We start from the raw sequence: 15,578 nt of genomic DNA on the forward strand, positions 1-15,578 counted from the left end.
CCAGGGTGGCAAGCTGGTCGTTCGCGACGATGAACGAGCGTCCGAAGTTGGGGAGCGGGAAGGGCAGGCTGAATGTCCACTTGTGGGTCTCAGCTGGCTGATACCCGTACCAGATGGGTGGGGCCGGTTCCGACCGGCCCCCATCGATTACTTCTTCTTTTTGTCGGGGCGCTGAGACAATGCAGATCCAGCGGCTGTCTTCGAGTCCTTGCCGGTTCGACCGTCCTTCAGGACCTTTGAGGCTGCCTTGCCGGCCTTCTCGCTCGTATGCTCGTTCTTCGCCATCGTTGGGCTCCAAGCAAACACCATCTGGTGGTGCAAAGTCCTAAAACCTCTATTAGTTGATTGGTTCCTAAATTGTTCGCACGAGGGCAAGGTCTTGGAGGACGTCATGAACGACCGTCTGCTTATGAGCAGCGTTATCGGCGACCTCAGCGTCCGGAACTGGGTCAGATGGGTTGCTTATCAAATGCTGTGCAAGGGTGGTCGCGATCATAGGGCAGCGAGGTATAGGGCTATCGAAGGCGACTAAGTCACGGTTTGACCGGCCTGTTGCAGGTTGGGGCAATTAGCAGCAGTCTGTCGCCATGCACTGGCCCTATGTAATTCATCAGACCTACAACCGTCGCGCTAATGTGCATGATGCGTTTGGTGGGCAGCGTCAGAGCGGGATCGTCACGCCAAAGGGCGTGCCCGGCATATTCATCTTCACGGGGCATGGCGGTGGCACAGTCGGCTACCAAGATGCCTTTCAGGCTGACGGATCGCTCCGCTACACCGGGCAAGGACAAATTGGCGACATGGTCATGGCTGCCGGCAATTCCGCCATTCGTGATCATGCCATCTCTGGCAAAGATCTGCTTGTTTTCGAGCAGTTGGGGAAGGGCGGTGGGATCCGGTTCCTTGGCCTATTTGGATGTGCTGGTTGGGACGTACAGCGTCAGCCCGATGTCACTGGTGCCGAGCGAGATGCCATCGTCTTTACGCTGGCTCCAATCAGAGAAACTGATCTTGAGGCGGATGACCTGGTTGTCGAACCAGCGCCCGTCGTCGACATCAACATTCTGCGTGCTCGTGCGTTTGCAGCGTCGGCTCCAGCGCAGACGAAGCAAGGCGCAAATTCAGTAACATTGTACATCCGGAGCCAAGATGTGCGTGATTACGTACTCGCGCGTGCGAGAGGTGTTTGTGAAGGCTGCAGCAGTCCAGCCCCGTTCGCGACTGCTTCAGGACGCCCTTATTTGGAGGCTCACCACATTCGGCGGCTGAGCGACGGAGGGCCGGATGATCCGCGGTACGTGGCTGGTATATGCCCAAATTGTCACAGACGTGCGCACTATGCGACAGATCGAAGTGCGTTTAACGCGAAGCTGCAGGCCATTGTCATGGGACTCGAGTTTCAAGCAGCGGACTGACCACAGTCGTTCCCTCGGGCTGCTTACCGACCCGTGCTTTCAGACGTCGTGATCCCCAGAGTCCAGGTCAATTACGAGCCTTCCAGGGTAAGTACAGTGGCTCCCTTCGGCCAAATGTGGATACGTTAAGTTCCGCCAGCCGACAAATATTGCTTAGCTGGAGGCGAACGCCGGAATTCCCGCTAATTGGACGGTATCGGCGGCTGGATTTATAATCCGGACGACAGGCAGACGTTGAACTCAACATTGTTCGGCAAATTGCCCCTTGCAAGTCCGAAGCAAGGTCAGGCAGTCTTATGTTGAAATGGCCAGCGGCGGGTTTGGCTGGCATGCATATGCCGCTTGGCCAGGCCACTCCACCTCAGCGTGACCTCAGAACCTCACCGAGGCCGTTACCAGGTTTCCGAGCAACCTGCAGCATTTTCATCACGTCCGGGTCATAGCTAGAAAACCGTCCAGCCTTGATACCCAACCCACCATGTGACGTGAGAATCTCCAGCTTTTCATCCGGGTCAGCGTGAAGATATATCTCTGTCGATTGGATCGACGCGTGGCCGAGCCAAAGTGCGACCTTGCGTATGTCGCGCGTCGCTTTGAGCATGTGCATCGCACAGCTATGCCTTAGCACATGAGGAGTAATCCTCTTCGCGCTAAGGCTGGGCAGTCCCACCGCAGCCGCCTTGGCGTATTTCGTTAGACGAGCCGCAAAACCATCGCGTGTAAGTGGCAGGCCGAGCCGACCAACGAAGACATGATCGTACACCACATTAGGCCGGATCGCTAGCCAAGCACGCGAAAGCTGCACGGATTCCGGACCCAGCGGAAGTATCCTTTCCCGCCGTCCTTTCCCCATCACGCGGATTGTTGGCTTGGGTCCAAGATTTAAATCTCGCAAGGAGAGACTCAAAACCTCCGACACCCGTAAGCCGCATATATACGCAATCGAAAGCATCGCCCGATCTCTTACCCCCTCAGCACAGCTAGTACTTGGCAATCGTAAAATTGCTCTCATCTCTTCTATTGTGAGCCAATCTACAACTGCGCCTGCAACCCTTTTGGGACCAAGCGAGCGAACCTGAGCGGCCTGTTCGAGCGCAGATGGAACCTTCATCTGAACATATCTGAAGAAGGAGCGGATCGCGGCCAGTCTAAGGTTTCGGGTTCGAGCTGAGTTATTCCTTGCCCTCTCGAGATCGAGTAGAAACTGAAGAACAATGTCAGCAGTTATGTCCTCGAGATATATTTGATCAGGGCGCCTTTTTGTCGCGCGATCCATGAATTGTATTAAAAGAACGAAAGTATGCGCGTAACTTGAACGGGTAAGCGGGCTAAGACCCCTATCTCGAATAAGATATTCATTAAAGAATCCTGACAAGATTGGGCCTAAATGGCGACGGTGATCAAACATTGAATACCTCCTCCATAGCTAATGCCATTGACTCCTTGGTCTCTGTGCCAATCTCCAAATACCAATACGTACTAGCTAGACTAACGTGACCTAAATAGGTCGATAACGCTATAATATGGTTGGATACTGCCTCTTTGTCTGGAGGGCACGAAGCCAATGACCGAACGGCAAAGGTGTGCCGTAAGTCATGCACCCGTGGTAGACCACTGCCGTTTCGGCTATACAAACCCATCTGATTCGCACATGCTCGGAATGCTGATTGTATAGCATGCTTTGTTGGCGCTCGGTCCTTATGCGTAACGAAAAGGCCGGTGCTCTTTAGATGTTTTGGCCGACGCGAGAGGTAGTACTCTAAGGCGGATACCGTAGTTAAGTCGAGGTGGACTACCCGATCTTTTCCAAACTTTCCTTTCCGGACAAACAACTCCGTACCACAAAGATCAAATCTAGATAGACCGATAGCTTCACTAATCCTCAGACCAGTGACAGCTATGAGTCCAATCACGTGTTCATATGTCGTGCTGTCATACAGATGGGGCGATCGATATTCCGAAAGCAGTTTTATTAATTGGCTTACTTCTAAATCAGAGTAGATGAAAGGTATCGGTCGCCTGTGCCTTCGGGGGGAACGGGTATACTCCTCCGATAAAATTTCGTGCCGGTCGTCTTCGGTTAGTAAATAGAGCCCCAAACGACGGACACACGAAAGCAGAAAGCGCCGACTTGCGTCGGAGCGGCAATTTCTGCCGTCCACCCACGCAATAGCATTGTCAATCGTGATATAATCTAAGCCACGATCGGCGGAAAACTTAGCAAAGCTTATGAGGTCACGGGAAAGATCTGTGTCCTTATAGCCGAGAGACTGCCGCTGATAGAGGTAGCGTACGACAGCATCCATCATTGACCGCCCCCCATCCACGGAACCGCGAGGCGCTGCAGCATCGTCGCGTTAACTTTTGCATAGATCATTGTGGTTTGTATAGACGTATGCCGTAAAACGGTCGCAACGTCCTCGATAGTTCGACCACTTCGTAGCAACTCGGTTGCTAAGGTATGTCGAAATATATGTGCACCGCCTTTCAGACCAAACTTGGCTAGTGCTTTACGAGCGATATTTGCTACTTCTGAGGGAGCGCCAAATTGCACGTGTGGTCGACGACATCGAATAAATAGGTGATCGGACCGGGACGCCGGACGCCCTCTCGCAAGGTAGAGCTGAATGGCGTCACCTGAACGCTGAGTTAGAGGGACAATGGCGGCTCGTCCGCCCTTTCCGTCGATCTTGATTGTGGCCTGCTTCCAGTCCAGATCGCCCAGCGTGAGCCTACCAACCTCGCCGGCGCGAAGACCAAGTTCGGCCAACAGAACCAGGATTGCTCGATCTCGCAAGCCGGTTGCGGTGCTGATGGAAACACTATCGATTATCTTTTGCGAAATTCCAGGTTCAAGGCGTTTTGGCACATTCGAAAGCTTGTAACTTCTCCGCGATATCACAGCATGAATTAACGATGCGTCACATTTTCCTTCAAAGACACAAAAGCCTAGATAGCTCTTGATCGACGATATAAATTTACTCTGTGATATCTGACTCCTTTTTTCAAACTCGGCGGATGCAACAGACCTAACTTGTTGCGCTGAGTATTTTGTCGCGTCTTGGCCAAGACTGGGAAGCCACTTTGCCAAGTCAAAGAGATAGCTATTTATTGTAGTATTTCTCAGCCCCCGGTTTTCGCGCAGCCATCTGCTATAGCGAATCATAACATCGCTAAGAACTAACTGATCTCGCCGCGTAATAAGCTGACCATGCTCGAAGAGGATGCTCTTTCCTGATAAGAAGCGCAAAAAGCGCTCAGAGTTCCGCGCACGGTCGGCTTGCAGCTCGCGAGTTGGGGGCCCATTATTACTCGCTATTCCACAACGGCATTGATGTTTTACAAATGCCTGCACATCGCTGCTTGCTACCGAGGATCGTGGCACCCCGTTCAGAATCATCCACAGGACGAAATGAAGAGATGTCTTGGCGCAGTTGTCTGAGATTCTTTGGCTAACCCCTTCCGATAGGAGCTTAGCTTTGAATACCTCGCAGCAACCCGGAAATTCTCGGGTCCACCCGGAATCTTGAATCTCGCCTTGGCACTGTAAGAAAACTAGAAACCTCACAATAGGTTTGGTATGAGAGTTTGCGCTGTATCTCACGCCACAAGCCACTCCGCATTTGTGCTCGGAATACTCGTCAACTGTCTGAAGTTTGACGGTCGCGATCGATCGATTATCTTTGTATAGCCAAGCAAAAAAGTGTCTTATCGAAGCTCGGTACGTAAGTATGGATCCACGATGTCCGATCAAGTCTATAAAGTAATCGATGTAGAGATCACGATTCTTATGCAAAGATATTGGGATTGGAGATTTGTATATTTGAAAGTGATTGATCAGCTTTCTGACATCGCCTCGAATTGGCCTGTCGAGATCCCAAAAAGCACTAGAAAACGCGTCGCATTGCGAGCCGTCGCCTGCTCCTGATTCTGATATGGTTCTCGAAGTGTTCGTTTCCATAATAGGTCTCGTCCAAATCTTTTGAGTTGGCGCGAGCGACACGCATGCGTTCCCTTCAGCGGGCGTTAGCCAACTTGACACGGCTTGAGCAGGCGAGGAGAAAGGCTGAGGTTTCTGACCAATCTCGAAGAGGCTCAGCTCTGCAAAGCTGGGCCTTTTCCTTTTCGCGCGATCGACGGGCGGCCTTATAAAGGCCTTCAGTGGATCAGGTCGGTTCCATGGAGGCCTCCGTCGCTGCTAATTGGTATCGTTCGGGCCAAAGGTCCTCAGCCTTGCAACCCAACTCAAAGGCGATTTGCGATTCGATCCTGCGGGATCGTCGAAAGCCCCGGCTTACGGTCGAGACAGTCGTTGGCGCTACGTTGAGATGACGAGCTACCGCGCTGAGGCTGCTTCCCTTGAGCTGAAGAGCCGCTTTAATGCGGTTATGGCGCTTCTCATCGATCACGTTCAGCTCCACACTTTGAGACTAAACCTATAAGTGCTATATATCGCAACTGGCAGGTGATAAATGTCGTATGTTGATCCGGCAACCGAAAAGGGCGAAGGGAGCCGCGATATGGAGGGTCTAGCTAAGCGTTTGAGGCTTGCCCGCGAGTATGCTGGACTTACTCAGCAGCAGTTTGCCGATCGGATCGGCTATTCCCGGCGCCAAGTTCTGTCCTGGGAAAACGCGACAAACTTGCCGCCGGTCTGGGCATTGGCGGCGGTGCGACAGGTGTTTGATATTGATCCTGAATGGGTTCTCACTGGTCCAGGAGTGATCCCTCTTCGCCAAGTTGCCTTGAGCTCGCCTGATCGACGACACCGCCTTTGTGGCGAGGTAAGGAGACTTGCAAAGCGCGCCAGGCTGAGCCTCCCAGAGGAGGTCTTACGCAATTTTGTCGATCTGATCGTGCGAGAACCGGAAGACGCGGAAAATGCGGCGAAGGAGCGCGTTCGTGATGCCTTTCACGCATTGTCTACAGGAGGCCCTTTTGAAGCGATCTGACTTGCGTACCAAGCTTTCCGATCGATTTGAGCAAGGACTTCGCGATGGGGTTGCTCTGGCTAGAGCCGGCAAATTCCGGAGGCCAAATTGGCATATGATCGTTGTAATGCTGGTATGTTCAGACTCGCTTTTCATAGCATCCGGAGCAATGGGAGCGTTAATGCGTGATCCGATCAGGAATTATCTTTTCATAGCCGCGCTCGTACCCGGTTCGATTGTGATTGTTCTGCTTCACTGCAATCAACTGAAACTGCGCTCTTAAAGGGCCGGCTACCTATCGGTCTAAAGGCACGGTCGAAAATTCGATCAGTGAACACGGCAACGGCGGGGTAACATGACAACAGCGATATTCGTACGGCACGGGCAAAGCACGGGTAATGCGGGACTCCCATGTCACGATCTCGCAGAAATCGAGCTTACTGAGTTGGGGTACCAGCAAGCACGTGTACTCGCTGCTTCCTGGACAGACGCTCCATCTTTGATTGTGACCTCGCCATATCGCCGAACGCAACAGACAGCGGCGGCGACGATCGCAAGATTACCGGCCGTCCCGGTCGAGATCTGGCCAATTGAAGAGTTCACGTATCTTGAACCGTCTCGCTGGAATGGCACCCTCAGCGTCGAGCGTATGCCATACCTCGAACAATACTGGGGTGACCTTGACCCCACGTACTGTGACGGTCCGGGGGCGGAAAGCTTTGCGACTTTACTACGGCGGGCCGAGGTAGCGCTCGAACGCCTCGCTAATCTGCCGTCGCAGTCGATTGTCTTTCTCTTCAGTCATGGCCAGTTCATTCAGGCGATTCGTGCGGTCGTTGCCGTGCCTGGCATGGATGACCAAGACAAGATGAGAGACTTTTGGCGGAAGGGTGAAGGGCCCGCCATCAGGAATGCTCAGTGTTTAACCCTGCACCACAGCGTCGGTTGCTGGGCACTTGAACGGATCTAATAGTTAAACGAAAGACCGTCTTAGCCGTCGGCGAGCACGGGAAGCGGCAGCGCAAACTACGATGCGCTGGATATGTCTTTACCCTTCGTCGAGAACGCTCTTGGCCTCCTCGATCCCGAAACGCCAAAGCGGACCATCAAAGCCGTGTTTGCGAGCTTGATCGGCTTTCCGTTTTTCTCGCGACGTGAAATCATCAATCGCCGATTGAGGGAATTGCAGCTGCGCCATTGGCGCTGTCCTCGTCCCGGTGATGGCCAAAAATCCACTCGCAGTAAGCTGTCGAATAGCCGCACTCACTGCGCCTGGAGAAGAGCAGGTAAGCGTAGCGAGATCAGCTCGCGCAAACGGTACAGGACGGAAAAATGCTCCTTTTCGTTCCGCAAGTACGCCGAAAACAGAGCGGCCAGTTGGCGTGATCGGCGAAGTTTGGGAGGATAACGCCTCGCGTCCAAAGGCGGTCAAAACTGCCACTAGCAGGTCAACGGCTTCCTCCCGCCGCTCGGTTGCCTGTAAAGCTTGTCTAGAATGCATCGCCGCCTCCGTTGTAATTTGGAGGCGATGCCCGGCCAAAGCCGGGCGTTCGTAACCCTGCACGTCGCACAAGGCGCCGCCGCTTTTAGGCAGAACCCTGGACATGTGCGTCGGCCACCCGGCCGAGAAACTCGACCAGATCGACGAAACAGTGGGTTACGACGCCCCACGAACGGGATTTACCGTATCGCTCAGGCCAATTCGCAGAATGTTATTCCGACGGCAACGCCAGACTGTGCAGGTTCAAAGTTATATGCGTCGATGTCGCGAAAAACGGGGTGACACCGGCCCAGAATTATTGCGACTCAAGATAACTGGTTGCGCGGGATAATACGAGCTGGGCCTGACCGTCCGCGCGCTGGGCGGGCGGGGGGTGTTCGTCCGCGCGCTCGAAACGCCGGACGGGCCACCGGTCGCGGTGCGGGCCTATTTTCCGGCGACCCTCGGCACCGCGATCCGGCAGAAGGCGCGCTGGATGACCGGGATCGCGCTGGCAGGATGGGACCGTACCGGCTGGCATCGCGGATGGCGCGATCACTGGATGCGGATGCGCGACCGGCGCACCATCCTCGCCATCCCGGTATTGGCGATCGCCTATATCGCGCTGGTGACATGGGGCATCGACAAAGCGCTGCATTGGTGGCGCGGCAGCGAACCGGCGTCGGTCGAAACGGGCATGTTGTGGGTGTTGTTCGCCAATGTCGCGCTGTTCGGGTGGCGGATGGCGGTCCGGTTCGAAATGGTGCGGCGCGCCTATGGCCGGGGCGAGGCGCTGCGGTCGATTCCGCGCGTCTTCGTCGGCAATTTCGTCGCGCTGTTCGCGGCGCGGCGGGCGATGGTCCGCTATGCCGCGCTGCTGCGCGGGCAGCCGGTCCGCTGGGACAAGACCGCGCATCATTTTCCGACCGATCTGGCCGCCCGATGACACCGGGGCGGGGGCGACCGGTGCGATTTCTGGCGGTCGTCACCGCCGGTTGGATCGGTATGCGGGTGGTGCTGTTGCTGCCCGATGCGGTGGAGGTGGTGACACGGGGTGCGGCGGGGCTGGGGGTGCCGCGGGTCGTGGCGGCACCGGTGGCGACTGCGCACGGGTTACGCACGAGTTATCCACAGGGTTCTACCGTCCCTTTTCCACCGTCTTATCCACAGAAGAATCGTTCCGTGGTTGGCGCCGTGCCGCTTGACCGGGTGGACTTTGCGTTGGTCGCGCCGGTCGCGACAGCGGTCGCGTTGCCCGACAACGCGGTTGCGGAAACGCCCGTCCTGCCGCGACCCGATCTACCGCCGACGGTCGCCCGGCCGGGGCTGACCGGCAGCGCGTGGATGGCGGTGCGTGGCGGGTCGGCGACGGGCGGACCGGTGCAACTCGGGGGCGGACAGGCCGGGGTGCGGCTGCGACTGCCGGTTGCCGCGAACGATCGGCTTGCGGTCGTCGGGCGCGTCGCCGCACCGCTGGCGGGGCAGGGGAGCGAGGCGGCAGTCGGAGTCGAATGGCGACCGGGCGGGGGGCCGGTGGCGATCGTCGCCGAACGGCGGATCGCGCTCGATCGCGGCGCGAACGGCACCGGGCTGGGGGTGATCGCCGGACTCGACCGCATGATCGGCGAGCGGATCGTCGTCGAAGGCTATGGTCAGGCAGGTGTCGTCCTGCGCGCGGAAGCGCAACCCTATGCCGATGGCGCGGTGCGGGCGCTGTACCGCGTCGGATCAGGCCGGTTGCGGATCGGTGTCGGCAGCTGGGGCGTGGCGCAGCGCGAAGGCGCGCGCGTCGATATCGGGCCATCGGCGGTCGTGGTGCTGCCGGTGGCGAAGCAGGCGGTGCGGCTGTCGCTCGACTGGCGGCAACGGGTGGCGGGACGCGCCGCGCCGGGATCGGGGCTGGCCCTGACGCTCGGCAGCGACTTTTAAGGGCGCGTTTGGAAACTCGCGGTAGAGCGAGTTTCAAGGCGGTACCGGTACCGCAAAACGCGCATCCGCGCGTTTTCAGACAGGGTCTAAGGCGTCTGGCTGGCCGAAGCGCCACGAACGCGGTAACCGGGGCGGCCATGGATCTCTACCTTCCCATCGCCAACCTGTCGGTCAATGCGCTGGTCATCGTCCTGCTGGGCGGCGGAGTCGGGTTCCTGTCGGGGATGTTCGGCGTCGGCGGCGGGTTTCTGACCACGCCGCTGCTGATCTTCTACGGCATTCCGCCGACCGTCGCCGCCGCTTCGGCCGCCAGTCAGGTGACGGGGGCCAGCGTGTCGGGGGTGTTCGCGCATCTGCGGCGCGACGGCGTCGATTTCCGCATGGGATGGGTGCTGGTCGCCGGCGGCGTGCTGGGATCGATCGCAGGCGCGGGCATCTTCCGGCTGCTGCAATCGAGCGGGCAGATCGATACCGTCATCGCCATCCTGTACGTGGTGATGCTCGGGTCGATCGGCGCGCTGATGCTGAAGGAGGCGATCGTCGCGGTACGGGTGCTGCGTGGCGCGATCCCGCCCCGGCCGGCGCGGCGCCGCCACCATCCGCTGGTCGCGGCGCTGCCGCTTCGGTGGCGATTCTATGCGTCGGGGCTGTATATCTCGCCGTTCGCGCCGTTGTTGCTGGGGTTCGCGACCGGCATTCTGACCGTGCTGCTGGGGGTCGGTGGCGGGTTCATCCTCGTGCCGGCGATGCTGTATCTGCTCGGCATGGGGACGCGGGTGGTGGTCGGCACGTCGCTGTTCCAGATCCTGTTCGTCACCGCGGCGGCGACGATGATCCATGCGCTGACGACCAAGGCAGTCGATATCGTGCTGGCGGTGCTGTTGCTGATCGGATCGGTCACCGGCGCGCAGATCGGCGCGCGGTTCGCGCAACGGGCCAAGCCCGAATATCTGCGGCTCGCGCTGGCGATCATCGTGCTGGCGGTGGCGTTCCGCATGGCGCTTGGGCTGGGATGGCGGCCCGACGATATCTTTACGGTGCAACCGGTATGAAGCGGGCGCTGATCCTCGCGCTGTTGGCCCCGCTGACGATGGCGGCGGCGGCACCGGTGCTGGTCCCCGACGTGTCGACCCGCGACGTGCGGATCGCGTACAGCTTTACCGGTGCCGAACTGCTGCTGTTCGGCGCAATCCTCTATCCCGGCGGGCGGGTGCCGCAGGGCGATACCCCGGCGGAGGTGGTCGTGGTGGTCAAGGGGCCACCCGAATCGATCGTGGTGCGCGAGAAGGAAAAGGTTGCCGGAATCTGGGTCAACGCCGACCAGATGCGCTACCGCTCCGCTCCGTCCTTCTACGCGATCGCATCGGCGCGACCGATCGAGCGGATCGTCGACGAACGGACGCGGGCGATCTACGAACTGGGGCTCGACAGCCTGCAATTGTCCCCTAGCGCAGGCACGTCCGCCGAAGATCAGGCACGCTTTGCCAAGGGGTTCGTCGCGGTGCGGCAGCGTGCCGGGCTGTATGTCGAGGCACCGAACGCGGTCGAGATCACCGACGACGTGCTGTACCGCGCCAACATCACCATTCCGGCACGGGTGCCGGTGGGGACGTTCACGGCCGAGACGTTCCTGATCCGCGACGGCCGCGTGCTGGCCGCCGCCGTGCGCGAGATCGATATCCGCAAATCGGGGTTCGAGCGGTTCGTGGCGATGGCGGCGCAGCAGGCGTCGGTGCTGTACGGGCTGGCGGCGGTGCTGCTGTCGGTCGGGTTCGGCTGGGCAGCGGGAGCGCTGTGGCGGCGGTTTTGACGCGTTCCCCCACCGGCGGTTCTCGACGGACGCTTCTCGACTGCGCTCGAAGCTGCTCGAACGGAACGGGTATGGTGAAACTAGAACCCCTGGATCGCGTCCGGGTCGATCGCACCGATCAGCCGGCGCGCGGCGCGGCGGGCAAAGGCAAGGGTGCAGCGTTTGCGGACATGGGCGGGCAGGGGGGTCGTCGCTGCCTCGCGCAGAATCGTCGCTTCGTAGCGGTCGGCGACGATGATGCCGGTGCGATCGGGCAAGAACGCCTCGCCGCGCAGCGGTGCGACATCGAAACCGGCCGGGACCGCCCAGAAATAGCGGTCGCAGGAGCCGAGATAGTCGGTCCATTTGCCGTCACCGAGCAGGTCGGCGCGCGAAACCTTGATCTCGACGATGACGATCTGTCCGCGGGCATCGATCGCCATGAGGTCGGCGCGACGTCCGCCATCGAGCGGGACTTCGGCCATCGCGGTGAGATCATGGGCCAGCAACATGCGGGTGACGCCGCGCGCAACCTCTGCAGCGATCAGCGGATAGGGGTCGGGTGCGGGCGGCAGGGCGCCGAGGGCAAGACTGGCCATCGGCCGATCATAAGAACATTATGCGAACGATGGAAGCGCCTTCCGGCGACCGTCGGTGCAATTCAGCGATAAAAGATGTGGTTGCCGAGCGATGCGACGCGGGTGCGGCTCCATTTCGGGCTGACCCGACGGGCGTGGAAGAACAGGGCACCTTCGGCCGGGCTGTCCCACAGATCCTGCGTGGCGATACGGGCGATGGCGACGGCGGTCTTCCATGCAGCACGGCTGGTGTCGACATCGGGCAGGCGGCCGCCCTTTACGAACGAAAACTGGCCCCGCTGGGTCAGGACGCCGCAGACCGAGGCCGGGAAACGGCCCGATGTGGTGCGGTTCAGGATGACATCAGCAACGGCGAGCTGGCCGGCAAGCGGTTCGCCCTTCGATTCATAATAGACACCGATCGCGAGACAGTTGAGTTCCGCGTCGTCGATCGTCGAAGTCTGGGCGGCGACGGCGGCGTCGAGCGTGGCGAAATCGCTGTCTGGGTCGATCGCAACGGCGGGCTTAGCGGCAGCAATATCCTGAACGATTTCAGCAGGAGCGGCGAATTGCACCGGAACCTTTGCCGGGGTGGACAGGTTGGTGACGTGTCCGGGCGAGGCGGTTTCCTCGGCCGAAAGCGGTGTGCCTGTTCCGGCAAAAAAGGTCATGGCGGCAACAACCGCCATGGGGAAGCGCAGCTTCATCCGTCGTCACTGTTATGCGGTGAACCGGCACGCCAAACCCGTTCCACGTGGAACCCGTGCGCCTGCCCCCCGACTGCGCCACCAATCGAAATCCTAACCGGACCAGCGCTTGTCTTCGTTGGAAAGCGGGTACGGTCCCAAAGGTTAACAGGTCAATTCGCCCACAGCGTTTCAGCGGCCAACGGTTCGACTGCTGCGACGATCGCCTCGACCACCCATAAATCGGGGTCGCGCGTGCGGCGTGCCTGCCAATAGTCGGTCAGCGCCGCTTCGCCCGCCATAGCCGGTTTGCGCTGGACGATCCGCGATCGCCCGTCGAGATCGCGGTCGCGCTCGAACAGGCGGACGGTCCCGTCGCGGTCGATGGCGAGCAGCAGGATAACGCCGGAATCCCGGTCGCCCCGGGCCAGCACCATCGCGCTGCCGCCGGCATTCTCGACCGCGCGCACAAAGGCGTTGACGCGGAGCGCCGTCGGCCATTCGCTCACGGCTGTGCGTAGCCGGGAAGGGTGGCGAGCGGGATGCGGCTTTTCATGAAGGTACCGGTGCCGCGCGCCGCTTCCTCGCCATCGCCGTCGATCAGATGCGCGTCGGCGATGAACACGCGTCGCTTGCCGCTGACCCAACGCCCTTCGGCAATGATCCGTCCGGGACCGAGCGGTCGTTGCAGCAACAGGTTGAACGCGGTGGTCAGCAGAAAGCGGTCGGTCACCAGACTGTTGGCAGCATAGAAGGCGGCATCGTCGAGCATCTTGAAATAGGTCGTACCATGCGCCGCGCCGGCGGCATGGAAATGGCGCTCATCGATGGTGAAATGAATGCGCGCCACGCCGGGCTCGACGATTTCCAGCCGGGAATCGAACATGCGGTTGATCGGCGCGACGGCATAGAGTGCTTCCAACGCCCGGAAATGCGCCGCTTCGCCGGCGGGCGTGTCAGGCAGCGTCACGCGCCTCGACACCCGACAGCAATGCATAGAGTGCGTCGGCCGAACCGGCCCCGCGCAGTTTTGCCCGGAACGTCGCATCACGCAGCGCGCGCGAAACCCGGGCCAGCGCCTTCAGATGGTCGCCGCCGGCATCGGCCGGGGAGAACAGGGCGAAGATCAGATCGACCGGCAGTTCGTCGACCGCGCTGAAATCGATCGGACGCGCCAGCCGCACGAAGACGCCGCGTACCGCGCCGGGCGGGTCGAACCGGACATGCGGGATGGCGATGCCACCGCCGAATGCGGTCGTGCCCAGTTTTTCCCGATCGGCCATGCGATCGGCAAGCAGCTTCGCATCGACCTCCGTCGCCGGTGCGGCGACGGAGGCGATGTGGGTAAACAACGCCTTGCGGGTGCCGGCGGAGCTATTCGCCAGCACCGTTTCGGGCGTCAAAAGATCCTGGAAATCGTACAAGTCAGGCTGCGCGATTGGGCTCGACCCAGCCGATCGTGCCGTCGTGGCGGCGATAGACCATGTTGAACGATCCGGTGCCGCTGTTCTTGAACAGCAGCGCGTTGGTATTGCGCAGGTCGAGCATCATCACCGCGTCGGACACGCTGGCATCGGGCACGTCGACGCGGGTTTCGGCAATGATGAGGGGGGCGTCGGGAACCTCCTCTTCCTCCTGCTCACCGCCGAAGACGGTGTAGCCGGCATTGTCGAAGCCGTTGTCGTAGCCACCGGCCTCGTTCATCGCGACGACCTGTGCGGCGTTGCGATCCTTCAGGCGGCGGGTGTAGCGGCGAAGCTGCTTTTCGATCTTGTCGGCGGCACCGACGAACGCGCCCTGCGCCTCCTGTCCGCTATTATGCCCCTTCAGGACGAGGCCCTGCGTCACGTGGCAGACGATGTCGCATACGAAGCCGTTATCGTGCGGCCCCTTGCTGAAGGTCGCGTTCGCCGAAATCGCGCGCTGGAAATATTTGTCGGCGATGCCCTGGAGACGCTCCTGGACCATCTCCTTCAGTGCGTCCCCAGTGTCGACCTGGTGCCCCGAAACCCGGATGTCCATGTAATCCTCCGTCATTGTGAAATCGTGTGAGCCGCTGAAAGCGGGTGGTGTCAACGCCTCAGGTCGGCGACTGGCCCCATAACGGGTCCTTCAACGTCGCGACGAAGGCGGCGTGGACCGCAAGTTCATCGGCACTCGGCGCAAAATATCGCGCTGGACGTGCTGCTGCCGGCGTGGTGATGCCGACCGTTTCGACGAGGATCGTCGGCGACGTGTCGAGCCCGAAGCCAATCTGGCGACCGCCCATCAGTTCGACATAGACCTGTGCCAGCAACTGCGCGTCGAGCAGTGCGCCGTGCAGCACGCGGCGGCTGCGATCGATGCCGAAACGGACGCACAGGGCGTCGAGGGTGTGCTTGGCCCCGGGATGGCGGCTGCGCGCCATCGCCAACGTATCGACCATGCGGGTAAGACAGACCGGATCGCGCCCGCATGCACCCAGTTCGCCGTTCAGAAAGCTAAAATCGAACGTCGCATTATGCGCGATCAGCGGGCTGTCGCCGATGAACGCCAACAGATCGTCGATCGCGGTATGGAAGGCGGGTTTGTCGGCGAGGAACGCATCGGACAGGCCGTGGACCGCCTCCGCTTCCTTGGGCATCGATCGACCGGGGTTGAAATAGGCATGATAGACATTGCCGGTCTCGACCCGGTTGACCAGTTCGACGCAGCCGATTTCAACCAGCCGGTCGCCTTCCGCAAATTTGAAGCCGGTGGTTTCGGTATCGAACACGATCTCGCGCATTGC

Annotated in this window: 20 protein-coding genes; 7 read left to right on the forward strand and 13 right to left on the reverse strand. The window is 59.7% G+C overall.

Going from position 1 to position 15,578, the window contains the following annotated elements; all coding sequences use genetic code 11:
* Positions 1-147: 147 nt before the first annotated feature.
* Entirely contained in the window at positions 148-285 is a 138-nt protein-coding gene (locus ASE90_RS20280) for a hypothetical protein (protein WP_165895571.1), read from the reverse strand.
* Between the two features lie 302 nt (positions 286-587).
* Here ASE90_RS20280 and ASE90_RS19065 point away from each other — a divergent pair, with 302 nt between their 5' ends.
* Positions 588-1,415 carry an HNH endonuclease signature motif containing protein gene (locus ASE90_RS19065; RefSeq protein ID WP_082449663.1) on the forward strand — a complete coding sequence of 276 codons (828 nt, stop codon included), beginning with the start codon at positions 588-590 and terminating at the stop codon, positions 1,413-1,415.
* Between the two features lie 361 nt (positions 1,416-1,776).
* Here ASE90_RS19065 and ASE90_RS08345 read toward each other — a convergent pair whose 3' ends face one another.
* The 4 genes from ASE90_RS08345 to ASE90_RS21000 form a co-directional block, all read right to left on the reverse strand.
* The gene (locus ASE90_RS08345; RefSeq protein ID WP_055998777.1) at positions 1,777-2,823 is read right to left on the reverse strand and encodes a tyrosine-type recombinase/integrase; all 1,047 of its coding nucleotides are present in this window, start codon (positions 2,821-2,823) and stop codon (positions 1,777-1,779) included.
* Entirely contained in the window at positions 2,816-3,724 is a 909-nt protein-coding gene (locus ASE90_RS20995) for a tyrosine-type recombinase/integrase (protein ID WP_082449664.1), read from the reverse strand. The genes ASE90_RS08345 and ASE90_RS20995 overlap by 8 nt, the downstream gene beginning before the upstream one ends.
* Complete coding sequence (locus ASE90_RS19075) at positions 3,721-4,770, reverse strand: tyrosine-type recombinase/integrase (protein ID WP_235531723.1); 1,050 nt, start codon at positions 4,768-4,770, stop codon at positions 3,721-3,723. Before ASE90_RS19075 ends, ASE90_RS20995 begins: the two co-directional genes overlap by 4 nt.
* Positions 4,771-5,581: 811 nt before the next feature.
* Complete coding sequence (locus ASE90_RS21000) at positions 5,582-5,836, reverse strand: helix-turn-helix domain-containing protein (protein ID WP_082449666.1); 255 nt, start codon at positions 5,834-5,836, stop codon at positions 5,582-5,584.
* A 51-nt stretch (positions 5,837-5,887) separates the two neighbouring features.
* Here ASE90_RS21000 and ASE90_RS19085 point away from each other — a divergent pair, with 51 nt between their 5' ends.
* Both ASE90_RS19085 and ASE90_RS08350 read left to right on the forward strand, forming a co-directional pair.
* Positions 5,888-6,367 (forward strand): helix-turn-helix domain-containing protein, encoded by a 480-nt coding sequence (locus ASE90_RS19085; RefSeq protein WP_082449667.1) that lies wholly within the window; start codon positions 5,888-5,890, stop codon positions 6,365-6,367.
* Between the two features lie 334 nt (positions 6,368-6,701).
* Positions 6,702-7,316, forward strand: coding sequence for a histidine phosphatase family protein (locus ASE90_RS08350; RefSeq protein WP_055998779.1), 615 nt, complete (start codon positions 6,702-6,704; stop codon positions 7,314-7,316).
* A gap of 78 nt (positions 7,317-7,394) precedes the next feature.
* On the opposite strand, the gene ASE90_RS19660 is transcribed toward ASE90_RS08350, so the two are convergent.
* Positions 7,395-7,952 (reverse strand): hypothetical protein, encoded by a 558-nt coding sequence (locus ASE90_RS19660; RefSeq protein ID WP_156361509.1) that lies wholly within the window; start codon positions 7,950-7,952, stop codon positions 7,395-7,397.
* A 268-nt stretch (positions 7,953-8,220) separates the two neighbouring features.
* On the opposite strand from ASE90_RS19660, the gene ASE90_RS08355 reads away from it, so the two are divergent.
* The 4 genes from ASE90_RS08355 to ASE90_RS08370 all read left to right on the forward strand — a co-directional run bounded on the left by ASE90_RS08355 (position 8,221) and on the right by ASE90_RS08370 (position 11,565).
* The gene (locus ASE90_RS08355; protein ID WP_055998781.1) at positions 8,221-8,772 is read left to right on the forward strand and encodes a hypothetical protein; all 552 of its coding nucleotides are present in this window, start codon (positions 8,221-8,223) and stop codon (positions 8,770-8,772) included.
* Positions 8,769-9,755, forward strand: coding sequence for a hypothetical protein (locus tag ASE90_RS08360; RefSeq protein WP_235531724.1), 987 nt, complete (start codon positions 8,769-8,771; stop codon positions 9,753-9,755). Before ASE90_RS08355 ends, ASE90_RS08360 begins: the two co-directional genes overlap by 4 nt.
* Positions 9,756-9,892: 137 nt before the next feature.
* The gene (locus ASE90_RS08365; protein ID WP_055998785.1) at positions 9,893-10,807 is read left to right on the forward strand and encodes a sulfite exporter TauE/SafE family protein; all 915 of its coding nucleotides are present in this window, start codon (positions 9,893-9,895) and stop codon (positions 10,805-10,807) included.
* Complete coding sequence (locus ASE90_RS08370; RefSeq protein WP_055998786.1) at positions 10,804-11,565, forward strand: TIGR02186 family protein; 762 nt, start codon at positions 10,804-10,806, stop codon at positions 11,563-11,565. Before ASE90_RS08365 ends, ASE90_RS08370 begins: the two co-directional genes overlap by 4 nt.
* 80 nt (positions 11,566-11,645) lie before the next feature.
* Here the strand turns inward: ASE90_RS08370 and ASE90_RS08375 are convergent, their stop codons facing one another.
* The 7 genes from ASE90_RS08375 to dnaQ all read right to left on the reverse strand — a co-directional run bounded on the left by ASE90_RS08375 (position 11,646) and on the right by dnaQ (position 15,575).
* Positions 11,646-12,143 carry an MmcB family DNA repair protein gene (locus tag ASE90_RS08375; protein WP_055998788.1) on the reverse strand — a complete coding sequence of 166 codons (498 nt, stop codon included), beginning with the start codon at positions 12,141-12,143 and terminating at the stop codon, positions 11,646-11,648.
* A gap of 62 nt (positions 12,144-12,205) precedes the next feature.
* Complete coding sequence (locus ASE90_RS08380) at positions 12,206-12,793, reverse strand: cell wall hydrolase (RefSeq protein ID WP_235531725.1); 588 nt, start codon at positions 12,791-12,793, stop codon at positions 12,206-12,208.
* A 188-nt stretch (positions 12,794-12,981) separates the two neighbouring features.
* Positions 12,982-13,317: a DUF1491 family protein gene (locus tag ASE90_RS08385; protein WP_055998792.1), complete on the reverse strand. Its 336-nt coding sequence runs from the start codon at positions 13,315-13,317 to the stop codon at positions 12,982-12,984.
* Positions 13,314-13,805, reverse strand: a complete 492-nt coding sequence (locus tag ASE90_RS08390; protein ID WP_055998794.1) for a PaaI family thioesterase — start codon at positions 13,803-13,805, stop codon at positions 13,314-13,316. Before ASE90_RS08390 ends, ASE90_RS08385 begins: the two co-directional genes overlap by 4 nt.
* On the reverse strand, positions 13,765-14,232 hold the full coding sequence (locus ASE90_RS08395) for a PTS sugar transporter subunit IIA (RefSeq protein WP_055998796.1): 468 nt from the start codon (positions 14,230-14,232) through the stop codon (positions 13,765-13,767). Before ASE90_RS08395 ends, ASE90_RS08390 begins: the two co-directional genes overlap by 41 nt.
* A 1-nt stretch (position 14,233) precedes the next feature.
* Positions 14,234-14,830, reverse strand: a complete 597-nt coding sequence (gene hpf, locus ASE90_RS08400) for a ribosome hibernation-promoting factor, HPF/YfiA family (protein ID WP_055998798.1) — start codon at positions 14,828-14,830, stop codon at positions 14,234-14,236.
* Positions 14,831-14,888: 58 nt separating this feature from the next.
* Positions 14,889-15,575, reverse strand: coding sequence for a DNA polymerase III subunit epsilon (dnaQ, locus tag ASE90_RS08405; RefSeq protein ID WP_055998800.1), 687 nt, complete (start codon positions 15,573-15,575; stop codon positions 14,889-14,891).
* Positions 15,576-15,578: the final 3 nt, after the last annotated feature.

The sequence above is a fragment of the Sphingomonas sp. Leaf67 genome (genome assembly GCF_001421965.1).
Taxonomy (GTDB): domain Bacteria; phylum Pseudomonadota; class Alphaproteobacteria; order Sphingomonadales; family Sphingomonadaceae; genus Sphingomonas.

Excerpts from the sequence above, each read along its gene's own strand:
- ASE90_RS20280 (WP_165895571.1), bottom strand. The coding sequence starts at position 285 with ATGGCGAAGAACGAGCATACGAGCGAGAAGGCCGGCAAGGCAGCCTCA.
- ASE90_RS19065 (WP_082449663.1), top strand. The coding sequence starts at position 588 with ATGCACTGGCCCTATGTAATTCATCAGACCTACAACCGTCGCGCTAAT.
- ASE90_RS08345 (WP_055998777.1), bottom strand. The coding sequence starts at position 2,823 with ATGTTTGATCACCGTCGCCATTTAGGCCCAATCTTGTCAGGATTCTTT.
- ASE90_RS20995 (WP_082449664.1), bottom strand. The coding sequence starts at position 3,724 with ATGATGGATGCTGTCGTACGCTACCTCTATCAGCGGCAGTCTCTCGGC.
- ASE90_RS19085 (WP_082449667.1), top strand. The coding sequence starts at position 5,888 with ATGTCGTATGTTGATCCGGCAACCGAAAAGGGCGAAGGGAGCCGCGAT.
- ASE90_RS08350 (WP_055998779.1), top strand. The coding sequence starts at position 6,702 with ATGACAACAGCGATATTCGTACGGCACGGGCAAAGCACGGGTAATGCG.
- ASE90_RS19660 (WP_156361509.1), bottom strand. The coding sequence starts at position 7,952 with ATGTCCAGGGTTCTGCCTAAAAGCGGCGGCGCCTTGTGCGACGTGCAG.
- ASE90_RS08360 (WP_235531724.1), top strand. The coding sequence starts at position 8,769 with ATGACACCGGGGCGGGGGCGACCGGTGCGATTTCTGGCGGTCGTCACC.
- ASE90_RS08365 (WP_055998785.1), top strand. The coding sequence starts at position 9,893 with ATGGATCTCTACCTTCCCATCGCCAACCTGTCGGTCAATGCGCTGGTC.
- ASE90_RS08370 (WP_055998786.1), top strand. The coding sequence starts at position 10,804 with ATGAAGCGGGCGCTGATCCTCGCGCTGTTGGCCCCGCTGACGATGGCG.
- ASE90_RS08375 (WP_055998788.1), bottom strand. The coding sequence starts at position 12,143 with ATGGCCAGTCTTGCCCTCGGCGCCCTGCCGCCCGCACCCGACCCCTAT.
- ASE90_RS08380 (WP_235531725.1), bottom strand. The coding sequence starts at position 12,793 with ATGACCTTTTTTGCCGGAACAGGCACACCGCTTTCGGCCGAGGAAACC.
- ASE90_RS08390 (WP_055998794.1), bottom strand. The coding sequence starts at position 13,805 with ATGCATTGCTGTCGGGTGTCGAGGCGCGTGACGCTGCCTGACACGCCC.
- hpf (WP_055998798.1), bottom strand. The coding sequence starts at position 14,830 with ATGGACATCCGGGTTTCGGGGCACCAGGTCGACACTGGGGACGCACTG.
- dnaQ (WP_055998800.1), bottom strand. The coding sequence starts at position 15,575 with ATGCGCGAGATCGTGTTCGATACCGAAACCACCGGCTTCAAATTTGCG.